Annotated in this window: 19 protein-coding genes; 14 read left to right on the plus strand and 5 right to left on the minus strand. The window is 73.5% G+C overall.

Annotated elements, in window-relative coordinates; translation table 11 throughout:
• The 11 genes from OERS_RS21595 to OERS_RS15280 all read left to right on the plus strand — a co-directional run.
• On the plus strand, positions 1-194 hold a 194-nt coding region (locus OERS_RS21595; protein WP_068626724.1), incomplete at its 5' end, for a hypothetical protein.
• Positions 195-196: 2 nt separating this feature from the next.
• Entirely contained in the window at positions 197-1,228 is a 1,032-nt protein-coding gene (locus OERS_RS15235) for a TlyA family RNA methyltransferase (RefSeq protein ID WP_211268491.1), read from the plus strand.
• A complete protein-coding gene (locus OERS_RS15240) occupies positions 1,225-2,226 on the plus strand; it encodes an NAD kinase (protein WP_056647241.1) in 1,002 nt (333 codons plus the stop codon). The genes OERS_RS15235 and OERS_RS15240 overlap by 4 nt, the downstream gene beginning before the upstream one ends.
• Positions 2,227-2,228: 2 nt before the next feature.
• Positions 2,229-3,977 carry a DNA repair protein RecN gene (recN, locus tag OERS_RS15245; protein ID WP_068626769.1) on the plus strand — a complete coding sequence of 583 codons (1,749 nt, stop codon included), beginning with the start codon at positions 2,229-2,231 and terminating at the stop codon, positions 3,975-3,977.
• 5 nt (positions 3,978-3,982) lie between these two features.
• A complete protein-coding gene (steA, locus tag OERS_RS15250) occupies positions 3,983-5,167 on the plus strand; it encodes a putative cytokinetic ring protein SteA (protein WP_068626726.1) in 1,185 nt (394 codons plus the stop codon).
• A gap of 85 nt (positions 5,168-5,252) precedes the next feature.
• Positions 5,253-6,326 carry a copper transporter gene (locus OERS_RS15255; RefSeq protein ID WP_068626728.1) on the plus strand — a complete coding sequence of 358 codons (1,074 nt, stop codon included), beginning with the start codon at positions 5,253-5,255 and terminating at the stop codon, positions 6,324-6,326.
• Between the two features lie 3 nt (positions 6,327-6,329).
• Positions 6,330-7,253 carry a hypothetical protein gene (locus OERS_RS15260; RefSeq protein WP_068626730.1) on the plus strand — a complete coding sequence of 308 codons (924 nt, stop codon included), beginning with the start codon at positions 6,330-6,332 and terminating at the stop codon, positions 7,251-7,253.
• Complete coding sequence (gene murJ / locus OERS_RS15265; protein ID WP_248948608.1) at positions 7,250-8,938, plus strand: murein biosynthesis integral membrane protein MurJ; 1,689 nt, start codon at positions 7,250-7,252, stop codon at positions 8,936-8,938. Before OERS_RS15260 ends, murJ begins: the two co-directional genes overlap by 4 nt.
• A gap of 207 nt (positions 8,939-9,145) precedes the next feature.
• Positions 9,146-10,822 carry a CTP synthase gene (locus OERS_RS15270; protein WP_056647229.1) on the plus strand — a complete coding sequence of 559 codons (1,677 nt, stop codon included), beginning with the start codon at positions 9,146-9,148 and terminating at the stop codon, positions 10,820-10,822.
• Position 10,823: 1 nt separating this feature from the next.
• On the plus strand, positions 10,824-11,468 hold the full coding sequence (locus OERS_RS15275; RefSeq protein WP_068626732.1) for an NUDIX domain-containing protein: 645 nt from the start codon (positions 10,824-10,826) through the stop codon (positions 11,466-11,468).
• A 257-nt stretch (positions 11,469-11,725) separates the two neighbouring features.
• The gene (locus OERS_RS15280; protein ID WP_068626734.1) at positions 11,726-14,695 is read left to right on the plus strand and encodes a glycoside hydrolase family 48 protein; all 2,970 of its coding nucleotides are present in this window, start codon (positions 11,726-11,728) and stop codon (positions 14,693-14,695) included.
• A gap of 132 nt (positions 14,696-14,827) precedes the next feature.
• On the opposite strand, the gene OERS_RS15285 is transcribed toward OERS_RS15280, so the two are convergent.
• On the minus strand, positions 14,828-17,122 hold the full coding sequence (locus tag OERS_RS15285; RefSeq protein WP_068626737.1) for an exo-beta-d-1,3/1,6-glucosidase: 2,295 nt from the start codon (positions 17,120-17,122) through the stop codon (positions 14,828-14,830).
• 173 nt (positions 17,123-17,295) lie between these two features.
• Positions 17,296-17,868 (minus strand): TetR/AcrR family transcriptional regulator, encoded by a 573-nt coding sequence (locus tag OERS_RS15290; RefSeq protein ID WP_056647214.1) that lies wholly within the window; start codon positions 17,866-17,868, stop codon positions 17,296-17,298.
• Positions 17,869-17,941: 73 nt separating this feature from the next.
• Here OERS_RS15290 and OERS_RS22285 point away from each other — a divergent pair, with 73 nt between their 5' ends.
• Together OERS_RS22285 and OERS_RS15300 are read left to right on the plus strand one after the other, a co-directional pair.
• Complete coding sequence (locus tag OERS_RS22285) at positions 17,942-18,571, plus strand: sugar O-acetyltransferase (RefSeq protein ID WP_068626738.1); 630 nt, start codon at positions 17,942-17,944, stop codon at positions 18,569-18,571.
• Positions 18,572-18,669: 98 nt separating this feature from the next.
• The gene (locus OERS_RS15300; protein WP_139107868.1) at positions 18,670-21,996 is read left to right on the plus strand and encodes an ATP-binding protein; all 3,327 of its coding nucleotides are present in this window, start codon (positions 18,670-18,672) and stop codon (positions 21,994-21,996) included.
• 62 nt (positions 21,997-22,058) lie between these two features.
• On the opposite strand, the gene OERS_RS15305 is transcribed toward OERS_RS15300, so the two are convergent.
• The 3 genes from OERS_RS15305 to OERS_RS15315 all read right to left on the minus strand — a co-directional run bounded on the left by OERS_RS15305 (position 22,059) and on the right by OERS_RS15315 (position 25,061).
• Positions 22,059-22,892, minus strand: coding sequence for an ABC transporter permease (locus OERS_RS15305; RefSeq protein WP_056647205.1), 834 nt, complete (start codon positions 22,890-22,892; stop codon positions 22,059-22,061).
• The gene (locus OERS_RS15310) at positions 22,889-23,923 is read right to left on the minus strand and encodes an ATP-binding cassette domain-containing protein (protein ID WP_068626742.1); all 1,035 of its coding nucleotides are present in this window, start codon (positions 23,921-23,923) and stop codon (positions 22,889-22,891) included. Before OERS_RS15310 ends, OERS_RS15305 begins: the two co-directional genes overlap by 4 nt.
• 199 nt (positions 23,924-24,122) lie before the next feature.
• Entirely contained in the window at positions 24,123-25,061 is a 939-nt protein-coding gene (locus OERS_RS15315) for a COX15/CtaA family protein (protein WP_068626744.1), read from the minus strand.
• Positions 25,062-25,241: 180 nt separating this feature from the next.
• On the opposite strand from OERS_RS15315, the gene OERS_RS15320 reads away from it, so the two are divergent.
• Complete coding sequence (locus OERS_RS15320) at positions 25,242-26,003, plus strand: hypothetical protein (RefSeq protein ID WP_139107869.1); 762 nt, start codon at positions 25,242-25,244, stop codon at positions 26,001-26,003.
• Positions 26,004-26,023 lie beyond the last annotated feature (20 nt).

Below are 26,023 nucleotides of genomic sequence, written 5' to 3' on the forward strand. Positions count from 1 at the left end.
CGACCCCCGTCCCCACCCCCGGAGACGTGCGGACCGGCGCGACGCCGTCGGGCGACGAGACCACCCACGACGCGGTCACCGCGGCCCTCGGCCGGCTCGACGAGCTGACCGACGCGCCCCTCGAGCACCACGTCACCGTCTTCGACGCGATCCACGAGGCACTGCAGGACCGCCTCGCGGACGCGGAGGACTGAGCGTGAGCGCACGCGTGGACGCCGAGCTCGTCCGCCGCGGGCTCGCCCGCTCACGCGGGCGTGCCGCGGAGCTGATCGACGCCGGACGCGTCAGTCTCGACGGACGCGTCGTGGCCAAGCCCTCCCTGCCGGTCCGGCCCGACCAGGAGATCCTGGTCGACCCCGACCCCGCCGACCAGGGATACGCGTCCCGTGCCGCGTTCAAGCTGGCCGGCGCGCTCGACGCCGTCCGGGCAGGCGCGCCTGGGCTGGCTCCACGCATCGAGGGAGCCCACGGGCTCGACCTCGGGGCCTCGACCGGCGGGTTCACCGACGTCCTGCTGCGCCGGGGGGCGCGCGGAGTCGTGGCCGTCGACGTCGGGCACGACCAGCTCGTCCCCTCGCTGCGGGACGACCCGCGCGTCACGGTCCGCGAGGGCTTCAACGTGCGCGACCTGACCCCGGACGACCTCGACGTGACGCCCGACGTCGTCGTCGCGGACCTGTCCTTCATCTCGTTGCGACTCGTGCTGCCTCCCGTGGCCGCGGTCGTCGGCCCCGGCACCGACCTGCTCCTCATGGTCAAGCCGCAGTTCGAGGTCGGCCGCGAACGACTGGGCACCGGGGGAGTGGTCCGCGACCCGGCGCTGCACGCACGTGCCGTGCTCGACGTGGCGCTCGACGCCGAGGGCCTGGGCCTGCGCCCGCTCGGCGTGATCCCGAGCCCGCTGCCGGGCCCCAGCGGCAACCGGGAGTTCTTCCTGTGGCTGCGCCCCGACCCGCGCGTCGGCGACGTGGCAGGTGGTGCTCACCAGGACGCCCACCGTGCCGCGCTCGAGAGAGCGATCGAACAGGCGGTCCGCTCGCCGCTCGGCGAGCGGCCTCTCGTCGCGCTGGTCGGTGAACCCGCCGAACCTGACGGCGTCCGGCCCGCCGACCTGACAGACTCGCACACGGCGCCCGGCGACCAGTCGTCGCCGCGCGTCGGCGCGACCGACCACCTGGACCGTGCCGCCGGCACGGACCAGCACCGATCGACCGGAGGAGCCCTGTGACCAGGAGAGTGCTGATCGTCACGCACGGTGGACGACCCGAGGCGGTCGTCGCGCTGCACGAGGCGGTCAAGGAGCTCCAGGACGCGGGCTTCGAGGTCGGGCTGCACGACGACGACCTCGCCGAGACGTTCGGCGACCACATGGCCCAGCTCCGCACGCGCGAGGGCGTCGCCGAGTCCGAGGTCGTCATGGTCCTGGGCGGTGACGGCACCATCCTGCGCGCAGCCGAGCTCACGCACGGCACCGGCGTCCCGCTGCTCGGCGTGAACCTGGGGCACGTCGGCTTCCTTGCGGAGGCCGAGCGCGAAGGGCTGCACGCCGCGGTCCAGCGCCTGGCCGCGCACGACTACGTGGTCGAGGAACGAGGCGTCCTCGAGGTCCGTGTCACGCTGCCCGGCGAGGACGAGCCGCGCGTCGGCTGGGCCCTCAACGAGGCCACGGTCGAGAAGGCGTCCCGCGAGCGCATGATCGAGGTGGCGATCGGCGTCGACGGCCGCCCGTTGTCCTCGTTCGGCTGCGACGGCGTCGTCATGTCCACCGCGACCGGGTCCACGGCGCACGCCTTCTCGGCCGGAGGGCCCATCGTGTGGCCCGACGTCGACGCCATGCTCCTCGTCCCGCTCGCCGCGCACGCACTGTTCGCCCGGCCCCTCGTGGTGGGGCCCTCGTCGACGTTCGCGCTCGAGCTGCTGCAGCGCTCCGCGGGCCCGGGCGTCCTCACGTGCGACGGGCGCCGTCGCATCGACCTGCCCGCGGGTTCGCGCGTCGAGGTCCGGCGCGGTGACTCGCCGATCCGGCTCGCCCGCCTGAGCACCGCGCCGTTCACCGACCGGCTGGTCTCCAAGTTCTCCCTGCCGGTCGTGGGGTGGCGCGGTCGGGTGGCCGAGGACGCTGCCGAGGCCGCCCGCGTCGCGCGCCAGGCCGCGACCGCAGCCGTCGACGCGGCCAAGCGGCCCGACGGCGGGCACCCGACCGCACCCGACCCGAAGGGGGAGTGACCGTGCTCGAGGAGATCTCGATCGAGAACCTGGGCGTGATCCGTTCCGCCCGCGTCCCCCTGCACCCGGGACTGACCGTCATCACGGGCGAGACGGGCGCGGGCAAGACCATGGTCCTCACCGGCCTCGGCCTCCTCATGGGCGGCAAGGCGGACCCGTCGACCGTCCGCCCCGGCGCGACCGGTGCCGTGGTCGAGGGGCGCCTGCGCGTGAGCGGTCGCGACGCCGTCGGGCAGCGGATCGACGAGGCCGGTGGCAGCGTCGACGACGACGGGACCGTCGTGGTCCTGCGCACCGTCGCGGCCGAGGGTCGTTCGCGCGCACACCTGGGCGGACGCAGCGTGCCCCAGGGCGTGCTCGCGGAGATCGCCGACGACCTCGTGACCGTCCACGGGCAGGCCGACCAGCTCCGGCTGCGGACCCCCAGCCACCAGCGCGCGGCCCTCGACGCGTTCGCGGGTCGCGCCCACGCGGTGCTCCTCGAGGAGTACCGCGCCGCGTGGACCGAGCGCAGCGGGCTCCTCGAGGAGATCGCCGACCTGACCACGCGCGCCCAGGAGCGCGCGCGCGAGGCCGAGCTGCTGCGCATCGGGCTCACCGAGATCGAGCGCGTGGACCCCCAGCCGGGGGAGGACACCGAGCTCACGTCGCTCGTCGCGCGCCTCGGCAACGCCGAGGAGCTGCGCCTCGGGGCGCAGGCCGCGCACGACGCGATCGTCGGCGACGACGCGCTCGACGGGGGCGACGTCCCCGGTGACGCGACCTCCGCCGTCGAGCGGGCTCGTCGCGCGCTCGAGACCGCGAGCCACCTCGACCCGAGCCTCACCGGTCTCGTCGAACGGATCGCCGGGGTCGGTTACGCCCTCGCGGACATCGCGACCGAGGTCTCGGGCTACGTCGAGGACCTCCAGGCGGACCCCGGGGGCCTCGAGCAGGCGCACACGCGCCTGGCCGCGCTGAGCGCCCTGACCCGTACCTACGGCGAGACGATCGACGACGTCCTGACCTGGGCCAGCGATGCCGGGCTGCGTCTGCTGGACCTCGACGACGGCGGAGAGCGCCTGCGCTCGATGACCGAGCGCGCCGACGAGCTCACGGCGCTGCTGTCCGCGCTGGGCGCGCGCATCACCGCGTCACGCGTCGAGGCGGGCGAGCGGCTCGCGCACGCCGTGACCGAGGAGCTCGCGGGCCTGGCCATGGGCGGCTCGCGGCTCGAGGTCGACGTGACGCCCGCCGACGAGCCGGGCCCGTGGGGCGCCGACGTCGTGACCCTCTCGCTCGTCCCGCACCCGGGTTCGCCGCCGCGCCCGCTCGGCAAGGGGGCCTCGGGCGGTGAGCTCTCGCGCGTCATGCTCGCGATCGAGGTCGCGCTGGCCACGTCGGGCACCGACGCCGGGACCGACGCCGCCGCGCCGCTGCCCACGTTCGTGTTCGACGAGGTCGACGCGGGGGTCGGCGGCCGTGCCGCGGTCGAGGTCGGTCGACGGCTCGCCTCGCTCGCGCGGTCCGCGCAGGTGATCGTCGTGACGCACCTCGCGCAGGTGGCCGCGTTCGCCGACTCCCAGCTCGTCGTGACCAAGTCGCACGGCGGCGCCGACGGAGCCGATCCCGTCACAGTCACGGGCGTGCACGAGGTCACGGGCGAGGAGCGCGTCCGCGAGCTGGCGCGCATGCTCTCCGGGCAGGACGAGTCGGACGCGGCCCGTCAGCACGCGCTCGAACTGCTCGAGTCCTCGGTCGTGGGACGATAGCCGCGATGAGAATCAGTCTGCGCAGATCCACGTCCGTCGTGACGGAGCCGGGAACCAGCGGCCCCGCACGAGTCGATGCCCGCACCAAGGCGCTCACCAAGAGGCTCAAGCCCGGTGACGTCGCCGTCATCGACCACCTCGACATCGACCGTGTCGCGGCGGACGCCCTGGTCACCGCCAAGCCTCTTGCGGTGCTCAACGCTGCGAAGTCGATCTCGGGGCGATACCCGAACCTGGGCCCGGAGATCCTCGTCGACGCCGGGATCATCCTCATCGACGACCTCGGCAGCGGCATCATGAGCATCTCCGACGGGCGCGAGCTGCGCCTCGAGGACGGCAGGGTGTTCGCGGGCGAGGACCTGCTCGCAGAGGGCGTCCGTCAGACCTCCGAGACCATCGCGGTCAGCCTCGACGAGGCGCGCGCGGGGCTGTCCGAGGAGATCGAACGCTTCGCCGAGAACACCATGGACTACATGCGTCGCGAGCGCGAGCTCCTGCTCGACGGCGTGGGCGTGCCGGACATCCGCACCGTGATCGAGGGCCGTCAGGTCCTGATCGTCGTGCGCGGCTACCACTACCGCGAGGACCTCGCGACGCTGCGCCCCTACATCAAGGAGTACCGGCCGATCCTGATCGGCGTGGACGGCGGCGCGGACGCGATCATCGACGCGGGCTGGAAGCCCGACATGATCGTGGGCGACATGGACTCCGTCTCGGACCGCGCGCTCGCGTGCGGCGCCGAGATCGTGGTGCACGCCTACCGCGACGGCAAGGCTCCCGGCCTCGAACGCGTCCAGGCGCTCGGCGTCGAGCCCGTGGTCTTCCCGGCGACGGGCACGAGCGAGGACATCGCCATGCTCATGGCCGACGACAAGGGAGCCGAGCTGATCGTCGCGGTCGGCACGCACGCGACCCTCGTCGAGTTCCTCGACAAGGGCCGTTCGGGCATGGCCAGCACGTTCCTCACGCGCCTGCGCGTGGGCGGCAAGCTCGTCGACGCCAAGGGCGTCTCACGCCTCTACCAGCACCGGATCTCCAACCTGCAGCTGACCCTGCTCTCGCTCGCCGGGCTCTTCGCCGTGATCATGGCGATGTGGTCCACGGCCGCAGGGCAGACGGTCTTCGGCATCATCGGTGCCCGCTTCGACGACTTCACCTCGTGGATCGGCGCACTGTTCGGGGGCGCATGAGCCCCGGACCCTACGCTCCCACCACCTCCCTGACGCGCGCCGCCCGCACGTCGCCCCGCACGGACACGAAGGACGCAACAGCACAGTGATCGACTTCAGGTACCACATCGTCTCGTTGATCTCGGTCTTCCTGGCGCTGGCGGTCGGGATCATCCTGGGTGCCGGACCGCTGCAGGGCGCGATCGGCGACCAGCTGACCGGGCAGGTCGAGCAGCTGCGTCTCGAGCGCAACGAGCTGCGCGACCAGCTCGACGCGACGAACCTCAAGGTCGCCGACGACCAGGAGTTCATCGTGGCCTCGGGACCGCAGCTCGTCGCGGGCACGCTCCAGGACCGGCGCGTCGCCGTGGTGGACCTCGGCGACGTCGACGGCGACCGCTTCGAGGCCGTGCAGGAGCAGCTCGAGGGCGCCGGCGCGAGCATCGTCGGGCACGTCCGCCTCAACGGTGCGTGGACCGACAAGAAGCAGGAGGACGCGCGCAAGGCGACGGCCACCGAGATCACCGACCTCGTGACCGGGGTCACGGAGTCCGGGACGGACGAGAAGCTGGCAGCAGGGCTCGCGACGTCCCTCACGGCGAAGCAGCTCGCGGCACCCGAGGAGCGCACCCCCGAGGCGGTCCAGATCGAGCTCAAGCTCGCCCAGGCCGAGCTCATCGAGGTCGTCCAGGAGCAGGACGTCCCTGCGGACGTCGTCCTGCTCCTCGCGCCCCAGGGCAAGGTCGCCCCGGCGACCGACACCACGACCGGGGCCGCAGCCGAGGAAGCCGACACCTACGCGGTCTCGATCGAGGTCCTGCTCGCGCAGGCAGCCCAGGCGCGATCGGAGGGCTCGCTCGTCGCGGGCTCGACGCCCGTGCCCGGCGACCTGATCTCCACGATCACGGCCGACGCCGACCTCGCGGCCGTCCTGTCGACCGTGAGCGGCATCGAGGCTCCGGCCGGCCAGATCTCGGTCCCGCTCGCCCTCGCTGCCCGCATCGGGGACAAGGTGGGTCAGTTCGGGTTCGAGGAGGGCGCGACCGCGGTCATCCCGCCGTCCGTCCAGCTTCCCCCGGTCGACCGCACGCCCGCGGGAGCGGCCGACACGTCGCTCAGCACCGAGGGTACGGCCGGCACCGACGGCGCCGGGACCACCGGCGAGACGACCGAGGGCTGAGCGATGGGGACCTTCTTCCGCGCCCTCGGGGCAGGCGTCGTGGCGGCCGTCGTGACCGGCGGGGCGCGCAGCGTGCTGGACACGGTCTCGCCCGGTGGGCCCGACCGCTGGACGCGCACCAACCACCGGGGCGAACCCATCAGCCTGCTCGAGGGGCCCGCGGTGGCCGCGGGCCTCGTCGCGGGCGCTCTCGTCGCGGGACCCGACGTCCGCACCCGGACGGCGACCGCGCTCGCGACCGCCGGGGGTGGAGCGTTCGGCCTGGTGGACGACCTCGCGGAGGACACCTCGACGCGGACCAAGGGCATCAAGGGACACGTCGGCGCGCTCCTCAAGGGCCAGGTCACCACAGGGGGCCTCAAGGTCCTCGGGATCGGGACGACGTCCCTCGCCGCAGCCTTCGTCGGCACGCGCAGGACAGGTTCCACGTTCGGCTACCTGACCGACGTCGCGGTCAACGGCTCGATCGTGGCGCTCAGCGCCAACCTCTTCAACCTGCTCGACCTGCGGCCCGGGCGCGCGCTCAAGTCGGGGGCGGCGCTCGCGCTGCCCCTCGCGGTGACGCCCGTGGGCGCCACGTCGGGTGCCGTGCTCGGTGCGGCCGTGGCCGCCGCGCCCGGAGACCTGAGCGAGCGAGACATGCTCGGCGACGGGGGAGCGAACGCCCTGGGCGCGCTCGTGGGCACCCAGGTCGCGTTCGGGACGCCGCGGGCCGTGCGTCTCCTCGCGCTCGCCGCGGTCCTGGGACTCAACGTCGCGAGCGAGAAGGTCAGCTTCTCGAAGGTCATCGACGGCAACCCGCTGCTGCGCCGGTTCGACCAGTGGGGTCGGCGCCCTGCGGCTCCCGCCGCTCGCCCGACGCCGTCGGCCCCGTCCGCGGCTTCGCCCGTCGACGAGCCGTCGTCCGGTCAGGACGCACCGGCTTGAGCGAGGACGTGACGCCGGGCCAGGACACCGCGCCCGCGCCACGCCCCGCGCGCGCCTCCCGGGTGCGTGCGGGGACGCAGACGCTCGCGGGCGCGGCCCTCATGATCACGGCCGTGACGATCGCGAGCCGGCTCGTGGGCTTCGCCCGCTCGCTGGTCATGGCGTGGGCGGTCGGAACTCCAGGGGTGGGCGCGGCGTACACGTCGGCCAACGTCCTGCCCAACGTCCTGTTCGAGGTCGCGGCCGGCGGTGCGCTCGCAGGCGCGGTCGTGCCTCTGCTCGCTGGTCCCATCGCGCGAGGCGCCCGGGTCGACGTGTCGAAGATCGCGTCGGCGCTGCTGGGGTGGACCCTCCTGGTCCTCGTGCCGATCGGCGCGCTGCTCGCGGTGCTCGCCTACCCGATCGCTCACGTCCTGATGGCCGCCAAGCACCCGGAGCTCGTCGACGTCACGGCGCTGTTCGTCCGGGTCTTCGCGCTGCAGATCCCTCTGTACGGCATCGCGGTGATCCTCGGGGGGATCCTCCAGGCGCACAAGCGCTTCTTCTGGCAGGCGTTCGCGCCGCTCGTCTCGAGCGTCGTGGTCATCGTGGTGTACCTGGTGTTCGCGGGCATGGCTGACGGGAACCAGGCGGACGTCGCGGCACTGTCCACGAGCGCGATCGCCTGGCTGGGCTGGGGGACGACCCTCGGGGTCGCGGCGCTGGCGCTGCCCCTGGTCGTCCCCGTCGCCCGCACGGGAACCAGGCTGCGCCCGACCTTGCGCTTCCCCGGTGGGGAGGGCGTCCGGGCCCGCAACCTGGCCTTCGCCGGCGTGGGGGCGCTCGTCGCGCAGCAGGTGTCGGTGCTCGCGGCCATGTACGCGGCCACCAACTTCGGTCCTGAGGAGACGTTCCCGACGTACTTCTACGCGCAGCAGGTCTACCTGCTGCCGTACGCGGTGCTCGCGTTCCCGCTCGCCACGAGCGCGTTCCCGCGCCTGGCCGAGCACGTCGCCCAGGGGAGCCGCGAGCTCTTCGACCGGCTGCTGGCGTCGACGACGCGGACCCTGCTGCTGGTGTCGGGCGTGGGCGTGGCCGCGCTCGTCGCGGCCTCGGCCGCGGTCGAGGCGGTCTTCGCCGTCGTCACCGTCGGGTCCGTCGACGGTCTGGGAGCGGCCACCGCCGCGATGGCGCCTGGCATCGTGGGCTTCGCCCTGATCCTGCACCTGTCGCGCGCGCTCTACGTCCTGGACCGTCAGCGCGCGGCCGTCTCGGCGACCGCGGCCGGTTGGGTGGTCGTCGCGCTGCTGGCCGTCGCGGGCCCGGCGACGCTCGGCGCGGGCGACCAGGTGCGGGTGCTGGCGCTCCTCGGCCTCGCGACCGCGGTGGGCATGACCGTCGCGGGCCTCCTGCTCCTGCTCGCGGTGCGCCGTCACGCGGGCCCCGAGGCGGTGCGCGGCGTGCCTCGCACGCTGGCCGTGCTGGTCGTGGGCGTGGCGCTCGGCGGTGCGGCAGGCCGGGGACTCAGCGCGGTCCTCCTGCCCGACGACGCGCACGTCGCCGTGGCGCTCGCCGTAGGAGTCGGGGTCGCTCTGGTCGCGGCCGTGCTCGTCGTCGGACTCGCGTTGGTCGCGGACAGGTCGTCGGTCGTCGGGCTGGCGCGTCGCGGCCGGGGGAGCGCTCCGAAGGTCGCGGACCCGAGCTAGTCGTGGGGAGCTCGTCCGTCGGTCGCTGACCGACCTGCCCCTTCGGTCGACCGGAGCGGCGGGCTCCGCCGTCGGGACCACGTGCCTCCGCGGTCGCCCGGCACACCGCCGGCACCTGGCGCAGACTGGTGGACGAGCGCCCGACTGAGAGTCATCCCACGCTGGATCCGGAGCGCCCCCGACAAGTCGCTGATAGCATGGAGTTCCGTGGCAGATCACCTGAACAGACCCCTCGCCGTCAACGGCGGCCGCTCGGACCACAGCACCCGGCACATCTTCGTGACCGGCGGCGTGGCCTCCTCTCTCGGTAAGGGGCTGACGGCTTCGAGCCTGGGTCGCTTGCTCCGATCCCGTGGCCTTCGCGTCACGATGCAGAAGCTCGACCCCTACCTCAACGTCGATCCCGGCACCATGAACCCGTTCCAGCACGGTGAGGTCTTCGTGACCGAGGACGGGGCCGAGACGGACCTCGACATCGGGCACTACGAGCGCTTCCTCGACGTCGAGCTCCCGGCCTCGTCCAACGTGACGACGGGCCAGGTCTACTCGCAGGTCATCGCCAAGGAGCGTCGTGGCGAGTACCTGGGCGACACGGTGCAGGTCATCCCGCACATCACCGACGAGATCAAGTCGCGCATGCGTGCCCAGGCGGGCGAGGACGTCGACGTGATCATCACGGAGATCGGCGGCACGGTCGGCGACATCGAGTCCCAGCCCTTCCTCGAGGCCGCCCGTCAGGTCCGACACGAGCTGGGCCGCGACGACGTCTTCTTCCTGCACGTCTCGCTGGTGCCGTACATCGGCCCGTCGGGCGAGCTCAAGACCAAGCCCACGCAGCACTCGGTCGCGGCCCTGCGCTCGATCGGTATCCAGCCGGACGCGATCGTCCTGCGCGCGGACCGCGTGGTCCCCGAGCCCGTCAAGCGCAAGATCGCGCTGATGTGCGACGTGGACAACGAGGCCGTGGTCAACGCGATCGACGCCCCGAGCATCTACGACATCCCGCGCGTGCTGCACTCCGAGGGCCTCGACGCGTACGTCGTGCGCCGCCTGGGTCTCGCGTTCCGCGACGTGGACTGGGACGGGTGGTCGCAGCTCCTCGAGCGCGTGCACCAGCCCGAGCACCAGGTCGAGGTCGCGCTCGTCGGCAAGTACATCGACCTGCCGGACGCGTACCTGTCCGTGACCGAGGCGCTGCGTGCGGGTGGCTTCGCCAACGACGCCAAGGTCACCATCCGGTGGGTCCCGTCCGACGAGTGCCAGACGCCCGAGGGGGCCGCGGACGCGCTCGGTGGCGCCGACGCGATCCTGGTCCCGGGCGGGTTCGGCGTGCGGGGCATCGAGGGCAAGCTCGGCGCGCTGCGCTGGGCCCGCGAGAACCGGATCCCGACGCTCGGCATCTGCCTGGGCCTGCAGTCCATGGTCATCGAGTACGCCCGCAACGTGCTCGGCATCGAGGACGCGTCGTCGAGCGAGTTCGACCCGGAGAGCAAGAACCCGGTCATCGCCACGATGGAGGAGCAGCTCGCGATCGTCGACGGAGCGGGCGACCTGGGCGGCACCATGCGCCTGGGCTCGTACGAGGCCGCGCTGACGCCGGGCTCCGTGGTCGCCACGACCTACGGCGCGGAGTCGGTGACCGAGCGTCACCGCCACCGCTACGAGGTCAACAACGCCTACCGCGCGCAGCTCGAGGAGGCCGGCCTGGTCATCTCCGGCACCTCGCCCGACTCCTCGCTCGTCGAGTTCGTCGAGCTTCCCCAGGACGTGCACCCGTACTACGTGAGCACGCAGGCGCACCCCGAGTTCAAGAGCCGTCCGACGCGCGCCCACCCGCTGTTCGCGGGACTGGTCGCGGCGGCGCTCGAGGCTCGGACGGCCTGAGGTGACGGTCCGCCCGCTCGCTGACGTCCCGGTCGCCCGGGACGTCAGCGAGGCGCGCGTCCTGCACGCGGGACGCATCTTCGACCTGCGCTCGGAGCAGGTCGACCTGGGCGAGGGCGGCGTGGTGACGCGCGAGTTCGTCGACCACCCCGGGGCGGTCGCGATCGTCGCTCTCGACGAGGACGAGCGGGTCCTGCTCCTGCACCAGTACCGTCACCCGGTGCGGCGCGAGCTGTGGGAGCCGCCGGCGGGTCTGCTCGACGTGGACGGCGAGGACGCGCAGGTCGCGGCCGCGCGCGAGCTGCTCGAGGAGACCGACCTGCGCGCCGCACGCTGGGACGTCCTCGCGGACTACTACACGACCCCAGGCGGCAGCAACGAGGCCCTGCGGGTCTTCCTCGCGCGGGACCTCTCCGAGGTGCCTGCGGCCGAGCGCCACGTGCGCGAGGCCGAGGAGCTCGGCATGGAGCTGCGCTGGGTCCCGCTCGACGAGGCGGTGTCCGCGGTCCTGGCCGGGGACCTGCACAACCCGTCGGCCGTCGTCGGGATCCTGGCGGCTGCTGCCGCGCGCGCGACCGGGTGGTCGTCGCTGCGCCCCGCGGACAGCCCGTGGCCCGAGCGGCGCGGGGGAGACCCTCGCGCCTGAGGCGCGCACCGCGGAACAGCACACGAGGGCCCGACGGCGTCACGCGCCGTCGGGCCCTCGTCGCACCTCGGGCCCACGGCCCGCGCCCGTGGACCGAAAGGTTTAGGTGCGTTGACCCCGTGCCCCGCCGGCCGCAGTGTCCAGGTGTGTCGCCCCGCATCACCGACGATGTGGGAGCGCTTCCAGCCCGCGAGGACGACGCCGTCCCGCGGACGAGCGCGGCTCCCGAGCGCGACGTCACCCAGAGAGGTAGTCAGATGTCACGATCCCGCCGGCGGCACGGACGGGCGGCGGCCTCGACGGCCGGCGCCGCGCTGCTGTCGCTCCTCGCCCTCGCCGCGGTCCAGCCCGCGGGCGCGGCCCCCGCAGCCGAGGGGACGCCCCGCGCGAGCACGACGGTGAGCACCGCGACCGCCGCGCCGCGCGTGGCCGTCAGCTCCGAGTACGCCGAGCGCTTCCTCGAGATGTACGACGAGATCCACGACCCCGCGAACGGCTACTTCAGCCCGCAGGGCATCCCGTACCACTCGGTCGAGACCCTCATCGTCGAGGCCCCCGACCACGGCCACGAGACCACGTCCGAGGCCTACAGCTTCTGGCTCTGGCTCGAGGCGGCCTACGGCCGTGCCACGGCGGACTGGACGAGCTTCAACGACGCCTGGGCGACGATGGAGACGTACATGATCCCGCAGCACGAGGACCAGCCGACCAACTCGTTCTACAACCCCCAGAGCCCCGCGACCTACGCCGCGGAGTACGACCACCCGAGCAAGTACCCGGCCGCCCTGAACAGCGGGGTCCGGTCCGGGGTCGACCCGCTCGCGAACGAGCTCAAGGCGACGTACGGGACCTCGGACGTCTACGGCATGCACTGGCTCGCGGACGTCGACAACACCTACGGGTTCGGCGCGGCCCCCGGCGCGGGCTGCCTCCTGGGGCCCGACAGCGAGGGCACGTCGTACATCAACACGTTCCAGCGCGGGGCGCAGGAGTCGGTCTGGGAGACCGTGCCGCAGCCGTCGTGCGAGGACTTCTCGTTCGGCGGGACCAACGGCTTCCTCGACCTGTTCACCGGGGACTCGAGCTACGCCAAGCAGTGGAAGTACACCAACGCGTCCGACGCCGACGCGCGTGCGGTCGAGGCCGCCTATTGGGCGCACACCTGGGCGACCGAGCAGGGGCAGCCGGAGGCGGTGGCGGCGACCGTGGCCAAGGCCGCGAAGATGGGCGACTACCTGCGCTACGCGATGTTCGACAAGTACTTCAAGCAGCCGGGCTGCACGTCCCCGAGCTGCCCGGCCGGGACGGGCAAGAACTCTGCGCACTACCTGATGTCCTGGTACTACGCGTGGGGCGGGGCGCTCGACCCGGCCGCCGGGTGGGCATGGCGCATCGGGTCCAGCCACGCGCACTTCGGCTACCAGAACCCGATGGCCGCGTGGGCGCTGTCCACGTCGCCGGCCCTCGAGCCGCAGTCGCCGACCGCCGTCGACGACTGGTCCACGAGCCTCGAGCGTCAGCTCGAGTTCTACCAGTGGCTCCAGTCCGACGAGGGCGGCATCGCGGGCGGGGCGACCAACAGCTGGGGCGGTGCCTACGGCACGCCGCCGGCGGGCACGCCGACCTTCTACGGCATGGCCTACCAGGAGGCGCCCGTCTACAGCGACCCGCCCTCGAACCAGTGGTTCGGCATGCAGGTCTGGTCCATGGAGCGTGTCGCGCAGCTCTACTACGAGTCGGGGGACGCGCAGGCCAAGGCGCTGCTCGACAGGTGGGTCCCGTGGGCGATCGCGAACACGCAGGCGACGGGCGGCGCCGACTGGGCCGTGCCCTCGACCCTGCGCTGGACCGGCGCGCCCGACGCGTGGGACGCCGCGAACCCGGGCGACAACTCCGGCCTGCACGTCGAGGTGATCTCGCACGGCCAGGACGTCGGCGTCGCCGCGGCGCTCGCCGGGACGCTGATCCACTACGCCGCAGCGGCGCACGACGACGAGGCCCAGGCCGTCGCCAAGTCCCTGCTCGACTCGATCTGGGAGCACAACCGCGACGACAAGGGCGTCTCGGCGGTCGAGGTGCGCGAGGACTACAAGCGCTTCGACGACGTGCTGACCACGACGACCGGAGACGGCGTCTACGTCCCGTCCGGGTGGCAGGGCACCATGCCCAACGGCGACGAGATCGAGCCCGGCGTGAGCTTCCTCGACCTGCGCAGCTTCTACCGCGACGACCCGGACTGGCCCAAGGTCCAGGCCTACCTCGACGGGGGAGAGGCGCCCGCGTTCCGGTACCACCGCTTCTGGGCGCAGTCCGCGGTGGCTGTGGCGCTCGCGAACTACGACCGGTTCTTCGGCGAGCCTGCCGGTGAGGACACCACGGCGCCGACCGTGCCGACGGCGCTCGCCGTCGCGTCGACGACCTCGTCGAGCGCGACCCTCACGTGGACCTCGTCGACCGACGACGTGCGTGTCACGGGGTACGACGTCCTGCGCGACGGTGTCGTGGTCGGGACCGCGACCGGGACGATCTTCACCGACCCGGGCCTGGCGCCGGCGACGGCGTACGCCTACACGGTCCGGGCGCGCGACGCGGCGGGCAACCTGTCCGCGCCGTCGAGCCCCGTGACGGCCACGACCCGGCCTCCGACCGCCGACACGACCCCGCCCTCCGTCCCTGCGGGGCTGCGAGCCGGGACCGTGACGACGACGTCCGTGCCGCTCACCTGGGACGCGTCGAGCGACGCGGTCGGCGTCACGGGGTACGACGTCTACCAGGGCACGGTCAAGGTCGCGACGGTCGCGGGCACGAGCCATACCGTCACGGGCCTGGCGCCCGCGACCGGGTACTCGTTCAGCGTCGCGGGGCGCGACGCCGCGGGGAACGTCTCGGCGCGCTCCACGGCCGTCTCGGCGACCACAGCACCCGTGCCGACCGGGGCGTGCACGGCGGCCTACCGTACGACCGGCTCGTGGTCGGGAGGCTTCCAGGGCGAGGTCACCGTGACCGCGGGCAACGCCCCCGTCACGGGGTGGACCGTGCGCTGGGACCTCGCCCCGGCCGCGGTCAGCCAGCTCTGGGGTGCCTCGCACACCGTGTCCGGCACGGTCGTCACGGCGAGCAACCTCTCGTGGAACGGCAGTCTCGCAGCCGGGGGCTCGACGTCGTTCGGGTTCATCGGCACGGGCACCCCGCCGACGAGCGCGTCGGTCACGTGCGCCGCGCCGTGACCTGACGGTCGGTCGTGGCGCTCGTCCCGTGCGCCACCCCGTGAGGAAGGACGAGGGCCCGACGGCGCGTACCGCCGTCGGGCCCTCGTCGTGCCCCTGCGCTCCCGCCGCCTGACCGGCGGGGCGCCCGGCTCAGCCCTTGACCGTGAACTCGCCCACGAGCAGGACCTCGTCGCGCGACGACGGGCCGACCAGCAGCTCGAACGCCCCGGGCTCGACGACGCGACGCCCCTGGGCGTCGACGAGCGTGCAGTCCGCCACGGCGACCTCGAGGTCGACCACCTGGGACTCGCCCGGTGCCAGGTCGACCTGACGGTAGGCCTTGAGCTCCTTCTCGGCCCACGTGACCGAGGTGACCGTGTCCCGGACGTAGACCTGGACGGTCTCGTGCGCGGGCCGGGTCCCGGTGTTGCTCACCGTGACCTGCGCCCGGACGGTGTCCTCGAGCCCGACCACGGCGTCGAGGACCGAGAGGTCCGCGTACTCGACCGTGGTGTAGCTCAGGCCCTCGCCGAACGCGAAGGGCGGGCGCTGCGTGAGGTCGGCGTAGCGCGTGCCGTGCTGGCCCGGGAGCTGGTTGTAGAAGACGGGCAGCTGCCCGACGTGCTCCGCGAACGACAGGGGCAGGCGGCCCGAGGGCTCGATCAGCCCCAGGACGAGCTCGGCGACCGCTCGCCCGCCGCGCATGCCGGGGTTCGCGGCCCAGACGATCGCCGCGGCGTCCCGGGCCGAGGGCGGCAGGACGAGGGGCTTGGAGGCCACGACCACGACGACGAGCGGCGTGCCGGTCTCCGCGAGCGCGTCGAGCAGGGCGACCTGCGCGCCCACGAGGTCGAGCGTCGCGGTCGAGCGGCCCTCGCCGACCAGCTCGATGCGGTCACCCACGACCGCGACGACGAGGTCGGCGTCGCGGGCGGACGCGACGGCCTCGGCGATCATGGCCGCGTCGGGCTCGGCGGGCTGGACGACCTGGGGGCGCGGCTGCCCGTCGGGGAAGAGCTCGCCCTCGGGGTCCGGGACCAGGGTGAGGATGTCGGCGCCACGGGCGTGCGTGACCTCCCAGCCGGCGGGGACGTGGTCCCGGAAGCCGTCGAGCACGGTCTGGGTCATCTCGCGCGGGTGGCCGTCGGGCAGCCAGTCGACCTGCCCGGACGCCCCGGCCCAGTCGCCCTGCTGGGTGTGCGGGTCGTCGGCGTTGGGTCCCACGACTGCGATCCGCCGGGTCGGGGCGCCGGCGCTCGCGGCGACCGCGCGACCGTCCGGTCCCGCGACGAGCCCGCCGTCGAGGGGGAGCGTCCCGTCGTTCGTGAGCAGCACGAGCGAGCGGCGTGCGACCTCGAGGTTGAGGTCGGCGTGCTGAGAGGAGCCGACGACCTGGGCCTGGCGCTCCGGGTCGGGGCGACGAGGGTTCTCGAACAGACCGAGCTCGAACTTGAGCGCGAGGATGCGAGCGACCGCGGCATCGAGCTGAGCCTCGTCCAGGAGGCCCTGGCGCACGGCCTCCTGGGCCCCCTCGAAGAACTGGGGCGTGGTCATGACCATGTCGTTCCCGGCGCGCACCGCGGCCGCGGCCGCGTGCGTGTGGTCGGGCTGGATGTGCTGCTCCCAGACCATCCGGCCCACGTTGTCCCAGTCCGTGACGAGGGTGCCGGTGTACCCCCACTCGCCGCGGAGCACGTCGCTGAGCAGCCACTCGTTGACCGTGATCGGCACGCCGTCCATCGACTGGTAGCCCAGCATGAAGGTCCGGCAGCCCTCGCGCGCGACGCGCTCGAACGGCGGGAGGAACCAGGAACGCAGCTTGCGGCGCGAGATGTCGGCCTCGGTCGCGTCGCGCCCGCCCTGGGTCTCGGAGTAGCCCGCGAAGTGCTTGGCGGTCGCGAGGATCGCCGTCGGGTCGTCGAGCCCGTCGCCCTGGTAGCCCCGGACCATCGCGGACGCGAGCTCGCCGATGAGGAACGGGTCCTCGCCGAACGTCTCGCTCACGCGGCCCCAGCGCAGGTCGCGGGTGATGCACAGCACGGGGGAGAAGGTCCAGTGGATGCCCGTCGCGGCGACCTCGACCGCGGTGGCCCGGGCCACGCGCTCGAGGAGCTCGGCGCTCCAGGTCGCGGCCATGCCGAGCTGGGTCGGGTAGATCGTCGCGCCGTGCCAGAACGAGTGCCCGTGGATGCAGTCCTCGGCGATGAGCAGCGGGATCTGCAGGCGGCTGCGCGACGTGAGCTCGTGCGCGAGCAGCGCGTTCTCGGGGGACGTGTGCAGGATCGAGCCGACGTGCACCTCGTTCACGAGCCGCTCGACGCCGTCGACGGCGTTGAGCTGCATCATCTGCCCGACCTTCTCCGGGAGCGTCATGCGCCGGACGAGGTCGGCGACGCGCTCGGCGACGGGCCGCGAGGGGTCCTGGTAGGGCAGGAGGTCGGACATGTGCGGGGTCCCTTCGGAGACGACGACGGTGGCGCGAACGGTGCGGTCGAATCGATCCGAGGAGGCAGTCGTCGGACGGTTCGAGAAAACCATACACTGATAGGTAAATGTCGTGACGGCCGAGGAGGGCAGCAGCGATGAGTGGTGCGCGCGTGCCGGGTGCCCGTCGAGGCTCAGGGGCGCGGAAGCCCCAGCACGTCGTACAGCAGCGTGCTCAGCGGACCCTCGAGGCGGGCCTCGTCGTCGACCATCCACTGGAGCTGTGCGCCGTCGGCCGTCGCGATGATCAGGCGCGCGATCGCGTCCGGATCCAGGTGGGACGGGAGCTCACCGGCCTCCTGCCGCTCCACGACGTCGGCGCTGAGCGTCGCACGCAGCCCCGCGTAGCGGTGGGCCAGGACCTCGTGGGCCGGGTGCTCGCGGTCGTGGGCCGCTGCCGTGAGCGACACGAACAGCTCGACCAGACCGGGGCGCTCGGCGTTGCCCTTGACGTTCTCCGCGAGGGTGCGCGGCGCGTCGTGGTAGATGGGGCGCCCCGTCTGGTCGCGGCGCACGATCACCTGGGTGAGCAGGTCCTCGCGCGAGTCGAAGTAGTGCATGACCCCGGCGACCGTCAGGCCGCAGCGCGCCGCGACGGTCCGCAGGCTCGTGCCGCGGTACCCCTCGTCGGCGAAGACCTCGAGCGCGACGTCGAGGATCTCCTCGCGCTTGAGCCGTCCCTTTGCGTACACGCCGTCCCTCGCCACCCGACGATCCTATGCGTGACCCGCGCTGCCGACCGGTAGCGTCGGACGACCACCGAACGACCAGGAGAGACCGATGACGACCGAGCAGTACCGCACCGTCCGGGCGCGGATGAACACGGGCGAGCCCTACGTGGACTACGGAGAGGGGCTCGAGCAGCTCGAGGCCGAGCGGGTCGCGGGCAAGGAGCTCGCGTACGACTTCAACCACTCGCGCCCGAGCCAGGTCGAGGAGCGCGGGCGGATCCTGCGCGAGCTGTTCGGGACCGTCGGGGAGGGGGTCTGGGTCGAGCCGCCGCTCAGCGTGTCCTACGGCTCGCACGTCCACGTGGGGAACCACGTCTACGTCAACTTCAACCTCGTGCTGGTCGACGACGCCGACATCCACATCGGCGACCGGGTCATGTTCGCCCCCAACGTCACCGTGAGCACCGCGGGCCATCCCGTCGAGCCCGAGGCGCGCCGCGACGGGACCCAGTTCTCGCTGCCCGTGCACATCGAGGACGACGTCTGGATCGGCTCGAACGTCGTCATCCTGCCCGGGGTCACGATCGGCGCAGGCTCTGTCGTCGGCGCGGGCAGCGTCGTGACACGCGACGTCCCGCCACGCGTGGTCGCGGTCGGCTCGCCCTGCCGGGTGCTGCGCCCGGTCGACGACCAGGCCCGCGCTGCGGTCGCCGCGGGCGTGCCGGTCGACGGAGCCTGAGGGGCCCGCACCGGACGCGGGAGGGACCCGACGCCGTCGGGTCCCTCCCGTGGTCGGCGCACCTCGGCGGAGGCGGGGCGCGCACTAGAGTGGGGCGGGTGTCCTCGTCGGTCCCGCGCCCTCGCGCCCTCGTCCTCGGGCCGGTAGTGGTCGAAGGGCGCCTCGGGACTCCCGTCGCCCCCTCCAGCGCCCGCGCGAGAGCCCTCGTGGTCGCGCTCGTGCTCGCGCAGGGGCGGACCGTGAGCACCACCACGCTCGTCTCCGACCTGTGGCCCGACGAGCAACCTGCCGACCCGCGCGCGGCGCTCCAGAGCCTCGTCTCCCGCACGCGCTCGGCGCTGGCCGAGGGCCTGCTCGTCTCGGGGCCCGGCGGCTACTCGCTGCCCACCGAGAGCGACCTCGACGTCGCGCGAGAGCGCACCCGTCACGCCGCGGAGGCGCTCGCGGCGGGGGACCCCCACGAGGCCGTCGAGTCGGCGCGCGCCGCGCTCGAGCTGTGGCGGGGCGAGCCCGGCGACGACCTGCTCGACCTGGTCGGCGGTCCGGTCGGCGAGGAGCTCGTCGCGACGGCCGAGCACCGCCGGGCCGAGGCCGAGCAGACCCTGCTCGACGCGCTCCTCGCCGCGGGCGACCACCAAGCCGCGGTCGGGTGGGCCGAGCGGGCCGTCGAGCGCGCTCCGCTCGACGAGGACGCGCACCTAGCCCTCCTGCTCGCCTACGAGGGGACGGGGCGCGGGGCCGACGCCCTGCGCGCGTTCGGCGCCCTGCGCACCAGGCTCGCGACCGAGCTGGGGACCGACCCGCGCGCGGACCTGGTCGCGCTCAACACCCGGATCCTGCAGGCCGCGGGCTCCTCGCCCTCGCCCGCACCCCGCGCACCCCGGCGGGGGACGGCGCTCGGGCTGCGCGCCGCGCCCAACGCCCTGGTCGGCCGCGAGGCCGACGTCGTCGCGATCCTCGGCCTCCTGGCGCGGTCCCGGCTCGTCACGGTGCTCGGGCCGGGTGGGATGGGCAAGACGCGCGTGGTGCAGGAGGTCGCCCACCGGTCGGTCGGGACGACCCCGCTCGTCGCGGTCGTCGAGCTCGCGAGCGTGCGCACGGGCGAGGACATCGGCCTCGCCCTCACGTCGGCGCTCGAGATCCGGGACACGCGCGGCCTGCGGCTCGGCGACCAGGTCGCGCGCACCGAGGTCCACGAGCTCGTCGCCGACCGCCTGGGGGAGACCGAGACCCTGCTCGTGCTCGACAACTGCGAGCACGTCGTGGAAGAGGCCGCCCGATGGGCTGCCGAGCTGCTCGCCGTGGTCCCCGGGCTCACGATCCTCACGACCAGCCGCTCGCCCCTCCAGGTCGGTGGCGAGCAGGTGCACCCGCTCGAACCCCTCGCCACGGCCGGCTCCGTGGACGGTGGCGCAGGGCCCGCCGTCGAGCTCTTCCGCGCCCGCGCGCTCGCGGCGCGCCCCGGCGCCGACCTGCCCGACGACGTCGTCGACCGGCTCTGCACCCACCTCGACGGTCTGCCGCTCGCGATCGAGCTCGCGGCGGCGCGCGTGCGCACGCTCTCGGCGCAGGAGATCGAGCGCCGGCTCGACGCCCGCTTCGCCCTGCTCACCACGGGCGACCGGGGCGCCCCCGCCCGCCACCGGACGCTGCACGCCGTCATCGACTGGAGCTGGAACCTCCTCACCGCCCCCCAGCAGGAGCTGCTGCGCCGCCTGTCCCTGCTGCCCGACGGCTTCGGTGCACAGACCGCGCAGGAGGCCTCCGCCGTCGGGCTCGACGACGTCGAGGCGCTCGTCAACCAGTCCCTGCTGACCGTGACCGACGAGCCCCTGTGCCACACCGCGCGCTACCGCATGCTCGAGACCGTGCGCGAGTTCGGCGCGCTCGCGCTCGACGAGGCCGGGGAGCGAGAGGCCGCCCAGGAGGCGACCTACCGGTGGGCCGTCGACCTCGCGCGCCGCGAGGTCGCCCGCCTCGAAGGACCCACGCAGGTCCCGGCGATGCTCGCGCTGCGCGTCGAGCAGGAGAACCTCCTGCACGTGCTGCGCACGGCGCTCGCGGCCGACCGGGCCGACGTGGTCCTGCCCGTCTTCCATGCGCTCGGCCTGCACTGGTCCCTGCGCGGGGCCCACACCGAGGTCGTCGGGCTCGGCCGCGACGTGCTGCGCGTCGTCGCGGGCTGGCAGGGGCGGACCGTGCGGGGCGCACCGGACGCTCCCGCCGAGCAGCTCACGCGCGAGGCGGGCATCGTGCTCTTCCTGCTCACGGCCTCGACGCCCAACGGCGACCCGGCGACCGGCGTCCGAGCGGCGGCCCGGCTGCGCCGGCTCCACCGCGACGCCGACATCGGCTCGCGCGCCGCCGCGCTCACGGACCTCCTGGCCGACGCGGGCGACCCGCTCGGCATGGGACCGCGGCTCGCCGAGCTCCACGGGTCGCCCGACCCGTTCGTCGCGCTCGTGACCCACCTGCTCAGCGCCCAGCTCTCCGAGAACGCCGGACGCCTCGACGAGGCGATCGCGCAGGTCACCGTCGCGCACGGGTTCGCGACCCGCGCCCAGGACACGTGGGGAGCAGCGACGTCGGCCCTCTTCCGCGCCCAGCTCGCGAGCGAGCAGGGCGACGCCGCCCAGGCGCTCGAGTGGGTCGCCCGTGCCCGCGAGGGCCTCGGCCGGCTGCACGCGGACGAGGACCTGCGCCAGCTCGACTGGCTCGAGGCGACGAACCTCGTCCTCGTCGGGCGCATCGCCGAGGCCGAGCCGCTGTTCACCTCGCTCGTCGAGACCGACGACGACCCCGTGCCGTCCGGGCTGGGTGGGACCGCGCACGAGCTGCGCTCGATCGGGCATGCCGGCCTGGCAGAGATCGCCGCTGCGCGCGGCGACCACGCGCGTGCCCTGGCCGAGCTCGAGGCGGCCAACGCCTCGGTCGGGAGCGGGCCTCCGCGGCGCTCGCCCTGGTACACGATGTTCGCCGCGGGGTGGCTGTCCACGATCGTGCTGCCCGCCCCCGGGACGACCGGGCCGTGGGACCCGGACCCGCTGCCCGTCCCCCAGGCCGAGCGGCTGGCCCGCGAGATCCGCGTGCGCATGATCGCCGGGCACCGCGCCGCTCCCGGGATGGTCGACTACCCCGTCCTCGGGACGGCGGCGCTCGCCCTCGGGGCGTACCTGTGGTCGTCGCCCGGGCTCGGCCGGGTCGACGACGGGCTCGTCCTGCTCGAGCTCGCGCAGCGCATGGGAGCCCGGCAGGACGTGCCCTCGCTCCGCACGCCGGACCACGTCGCGTGGGCGCGCACCCTGCACGGCGACGCGCGCGTGGACGAGGTGCGCGACGCCGTCGGGCGGCTGGCGCACGACGACCTGCCCGGCCGGGTCATGGAGATCCTGCGCACCGGCCCCTGGACCCGACCCACGGCATGACGACGGGCGGTGCCCCGGCGGGATCCGCCGGGGCACCGCCCGTCCGTGGTGGGGCGCGACGCTCAGGCCTTGCGCATGTACGCCCGTACCGTGAGCGGCGCGAAGACCGCGACGATGACCGCGGCGCCGAGCAGCGAGATCACGGCGTCCGCACCGAGCACGCCGTTGTTCGTCAGCTCCCGGACCGCCGTGACCAGGTGCGAGACCGGGTTGAGGTTGACGAAGCCCTGGAGCCAGCCCGGCATGGTCTCGGGCTGGACGAACGCGTTCGAGAGGAACGTGAGCGGGAACAGGACGATCATCGAGATCCCCTGGACGCTCGACGCGGTGCGTGCGACCACCCCGAAGAACGCGAAGATCCAGCTCACGGCCCACGAGCACACGATCACGAGCAGGGCCGCCAGGACGACCGACCCCAGGCCGCCCGCCGGGCGGTAGCCCATGACGTAGCCCATCGCGAACGTGAGCGTCGTCGCGATGCCGTACCGGACGGTGTCCGCGAGCAGCGCCCCCGACAACGGCGCGATGCGCGCGATCGGCAGCGAGCGGAAGCGGTCGAACACGCCCTTGTCCATGTCCTCGCGGAGCTGTACGCCCGTGACGACCGACGTCGTGATGACGGTCTGGACGAGGATGCCCGGGATGATCGTGGGCAGGTAGCTCACGACGTCGCCCGCGATCGCGCCGCCGAAGATGTACGTGAACATCAGCGTGAACAGGATGGGCTGGAGCGTCACGTCGACGAGCTGCTCGGGCGTCCGACGGATCTTCAGGATGCCGCGGTACGCCATGGTGAACGTGTTGCGGACCGTCTGCCCGAGGCTCGTGCGGTTCGTCAGGTCGCGGTCGGTCGCGGCCTGGATCTGCTCCCGGGGAGCGGTGAGGGTCGTGGTCATCGCAGGGCCGCCTCTCGCGTGGTGCCGGTGGTCGGTACGGGCGCGCCGCCCGTGGCGCTCGGGGTGGCGTCCGCGTCCGGCTCCTCGGCCGCGACGCCGTGACCCGTGAGGGTCAGGAAGACCTCGTCGAGGCTCGGCTTGTCCATGCTGATCGAGTCGACGCCGATGCGGGCCTCGCGCAGCCGGACCAGCAGGTCCGTGACCTCGTCGGGACCCGTCACGGGCACCGTGATGCGTCGGGCCTCGGGGGACGTCGTCGCGGGCACGCCGAACGTGGCCTCGACGATGTCGAGGGCCGACCCCAGGTCCGCGGCCGCGACCAGCCCGAGCTGGAGCGACTGGTTCCCGACCGCGTCCTTGAGCTCGTCGGCCGTGCCCTCCGCGACGACGCGCCCGCGGTCGATGACCGCGATCCGGTCGGCCAGCTGGTCGGCCTCGTCGAGGTACTGGGTCGTGAGCACGACCGTCGACCCCGTCGCGACGAGCTCACGGATCGTGTCCCACATCTGGGCGCGCGTGCGCGGGTCCAGGCCCGTGGTCGGCTCGTCGAGGAAGATCAGGGGAGGCTGGGCGATGAGGCTCGCCGCGAGGTCCAGACGGCGGCGCATGCCCCCCGAGAAGTTCTTGAGCGGACGCGTCGCGGCCTCGGTCAGGCCGAAGGTCTCGAGCAGGTCGGCGGCCTTGCGTCGCGACTCGGCGCGCCCGAGGCCGAGCAGGCGCGAGAAGATCACGAGGTTCTCGGTCGCGCTGAGCGTCTCGTCGACCGAGGCGTACTGGCCCGTGACGCCGATGAGCTGGCGCACGACCTGCGCCTCGCGGACGACGTCGTGCCCGAAGACCCGGGCCTCGCCGGCGTCGGGGCGCAGGAGCGTGGCGAGCATGCTGATGGTGGTGGTCTTGCCGGCGCCGTTGGGGCCGAGCACGCCGTACACCGAGCCGGTGCGGATGCTCAGGTCGACGCCGTCGACCGCCCGGTTGTCGCCGAACGTCTTGACGAGGCCGTGTGCCTCGACCGCCCATTCGTGGGTCATGGATTCCTCCTGGTTGCTGGTGGGTCCAGCCTCCGGGAGGGGCCTGTCACGCCGGTGTCACGGCCCTGTCATGCCGCTGCCGCGGGAGTCGGGGGTAGTGAGGGGAGCGAGAGAGGGCCGTCGTTCCCGCAGGAACGACGGCCCTCTTCGGTCCTGCCGCCCAGGCGCGACGGCGGGCGGCAGCGACAGGCCGTGAACGTCAGGCGCGGACGCGGAACGTGAGCAGCGTCCAGGTGAGCGACGTGATGAGGAGCCCGGCGCCCAGCATGTGCGCGGCGACCAGGATCTCGGGCAGTCCCGTGAAGTACTGGACGTAGCCGATCAGCCCCTGGAGGAGCGTCACCCCGACGAGCACGACGACGGCCTTGCGGGCCCGGGCAGGGGCGGTGGCCTGACGCAGGACCATGACCGTCAGCACCACCAGCACGACGAGGAAGAGCCACACCGAGGCCGCGTGCGCCTTGCTGATGAGCGCCGGGTCGAGGGAGAAGCGGTAGGCCACCTCGTCGTCGCCCCCGTGCGGGCCCGAGCCCGTCGCCAGGACGCCCAGGACCAGCAGCGGGACGGCCAGGACGGCCAGGACCCGGCCGACCAGCGTGGTCCGCCGGTCCACGGCGGCCGTGGGCTGCCCGTCGCCCTCGCCGGAGCGGTACAGGAGGTACGCCGAGACCGCCACGAGCGCGGCGGAGACGAGGAAGTGGACGCCGACCACGGCAGGGTGCAGGTGCAGGAGGACCGTGACGCCGCCGATGAGGGCCTGCAGGGCCACCCCGATGAGGGGGAGCGAGCTCGCCCGCCGGAACGACGTGGAACGCGTCGTGTCCGTCCAGAGGAGCACCAGGACCGCGAGCGCGATGATCCCGACGACCCCCGTGAGCGTGCGGTTGCCGAACTCGATCAGGGGGTGGATGGACATCGCCGAGTGGAACTCGGGCGTAAAGCTCCCGGGCTCGCACAGCGGCCACGTCGAGCAGCCGAGGCCGGACCCGGTCAGACGCACCGCGCCGCCCGTGACGATGATGCCGATCTGGCCGACGAGGTTCGCGACGAGGACCGGTCGGGTCCAGCGGCGGAAGCGGTCGACCTTCGCGTACCAGGCGGGCGAGGTGGGTACCGGGGCGAGTTCTGCGCTGCTCACCGTCCAAAGGTAGCCGCGGGGGCAGTGCGGCCCTCAATCGCCGAGGCCCCGCGCGGGTGTGAGATTGGCCCGCAGGAGACCGCCGGAAGGGAACCGTGACGGGACAGCGCGTCGATCCCGACGAATCGTGGTCGTTTCGATACCCTCACGGGACCTTTCGCCACATTCCAGGGGGTTTTCGTGACCGTTTCCCGACCTGCTCGCCGCATCCAGAGGATGGGAGCGCTCGCGGTCGCCCTGCTGGTGCTGGCCGGCTGCACGCCAGGAGCGGACCCGCAGGAGACCCCGGCCGCGGGTGAGACCTCGCCCGCCTCGGGAGGGACCGGGACGACCGACGAGGCGGTGGGCGGTGACGCGGCTCCCGGGCAGACGGTCGGCGAGGAGTCCGGGACGGAGGCCGGTGCCGGGGCGGGGACGGCCGGAGCCTTCGACCGGACCGCGACCCTGGTCGTCGGCCCCGAGGGCTTCACCTCGGCGAGCGCCTTCCCGTCACGCGCGGGCTGGACGACGCTCGGATCGACCGGCAGGTGCACCGTGTCCAGCACCGCGACGAGCGTGCCCGACGAGGACCAGGTCGCTGCGGAGCGGGACATCTCCCTCGTCGCGCTCGCCGACCTCCTGGCCGGCGAGCAACGGGCGAGCGACCCGTCGAGCGTCTCCGAGGTCCTCGTGGCTGACGGCAGCCCGGGCACGCCCCGCGGGACGAACGCGCTCGTGCAGGAGTGGACCGTCGAGCGTGCGGGCACCGTGGTGCGGAGCCGCGTCCTGGTCCGCTCGGTGTGGGCTCGTCTCTACTCGGGCGAGGGCCTGCGCGAGTCCTCGCTCGTGGCCTTCGAGTGCACCGGGACCGCGATCGACGAGGCGGCCTGGGGAGCGGCGCTGGCACAGGTGCGTCTGCCCGTCGCCGGCGGGGAGGCGGCAGGCGCGTGGCGGGACGAGTGACGCGGGACCGTCGCACGGCG

Source organism: Oerskovia enterophila, from assembly GCF_001692445.1.
GTDB classification, from domain to species: domain Bacteria; phylum Actinomycetota; class Actinomycetes; order Actinomycetales; family Cellulomonadaceae; genus Oerskovia; species Oerskovia enterophila.

Bases quoted from the DNA above. Each gene is read 5' to 3' on its own strand.
- steA (WP_068626726.1), top strand. From the start codon at position 3,983: ATGAGAATCAGTCTGCGCAGATCCACGTCCGTCGTGACGGAGCCGGGA.
- OERS_RS15260 (WP_068626730.1), top strand. From the start codon at position 6,330: ATGGGGACCTTCTTCCGCGCCCTCGGGGCAGGCGTCGTGGCGGCCGTC.
- OERS_RS15280 (WP_068626734.1), top strand. From the start codon at position 11,726: ATGTCACGATCCCGCCGGCGGCACGGACGGGCGGCGGCCTCGACGGCC.
- OERS_RS15285 (WP_068626737.1), bottom strand. From the start codon at position 17,122: ATGTCCGACCTCCTGCCCTACCAGGACCCCTCGCGGCCCGTCGCCGAG.
- OERS_RS22285 (WP_068626738.1), top strand. From the start codon at position 17,942: ATGACGACCGAGCAGTACCGCACCGTCCGGGCGCGGATGAACACGGGC.
- OERS_RS15305 (WP_056647205.1), bottom strand. From the start codon at position 22,892: ATGACCACGACCCTCACCGCTCCCCGGGAGCAGATCCAGGCCGCGACC.
- OERS_RS15310 (WP_068626742.1), bottom strand. From the start codon at position 23,923: ATGACCCACGAATGGGCGGTCGAGGCACACGGCCTCGTCAAGACGTTC.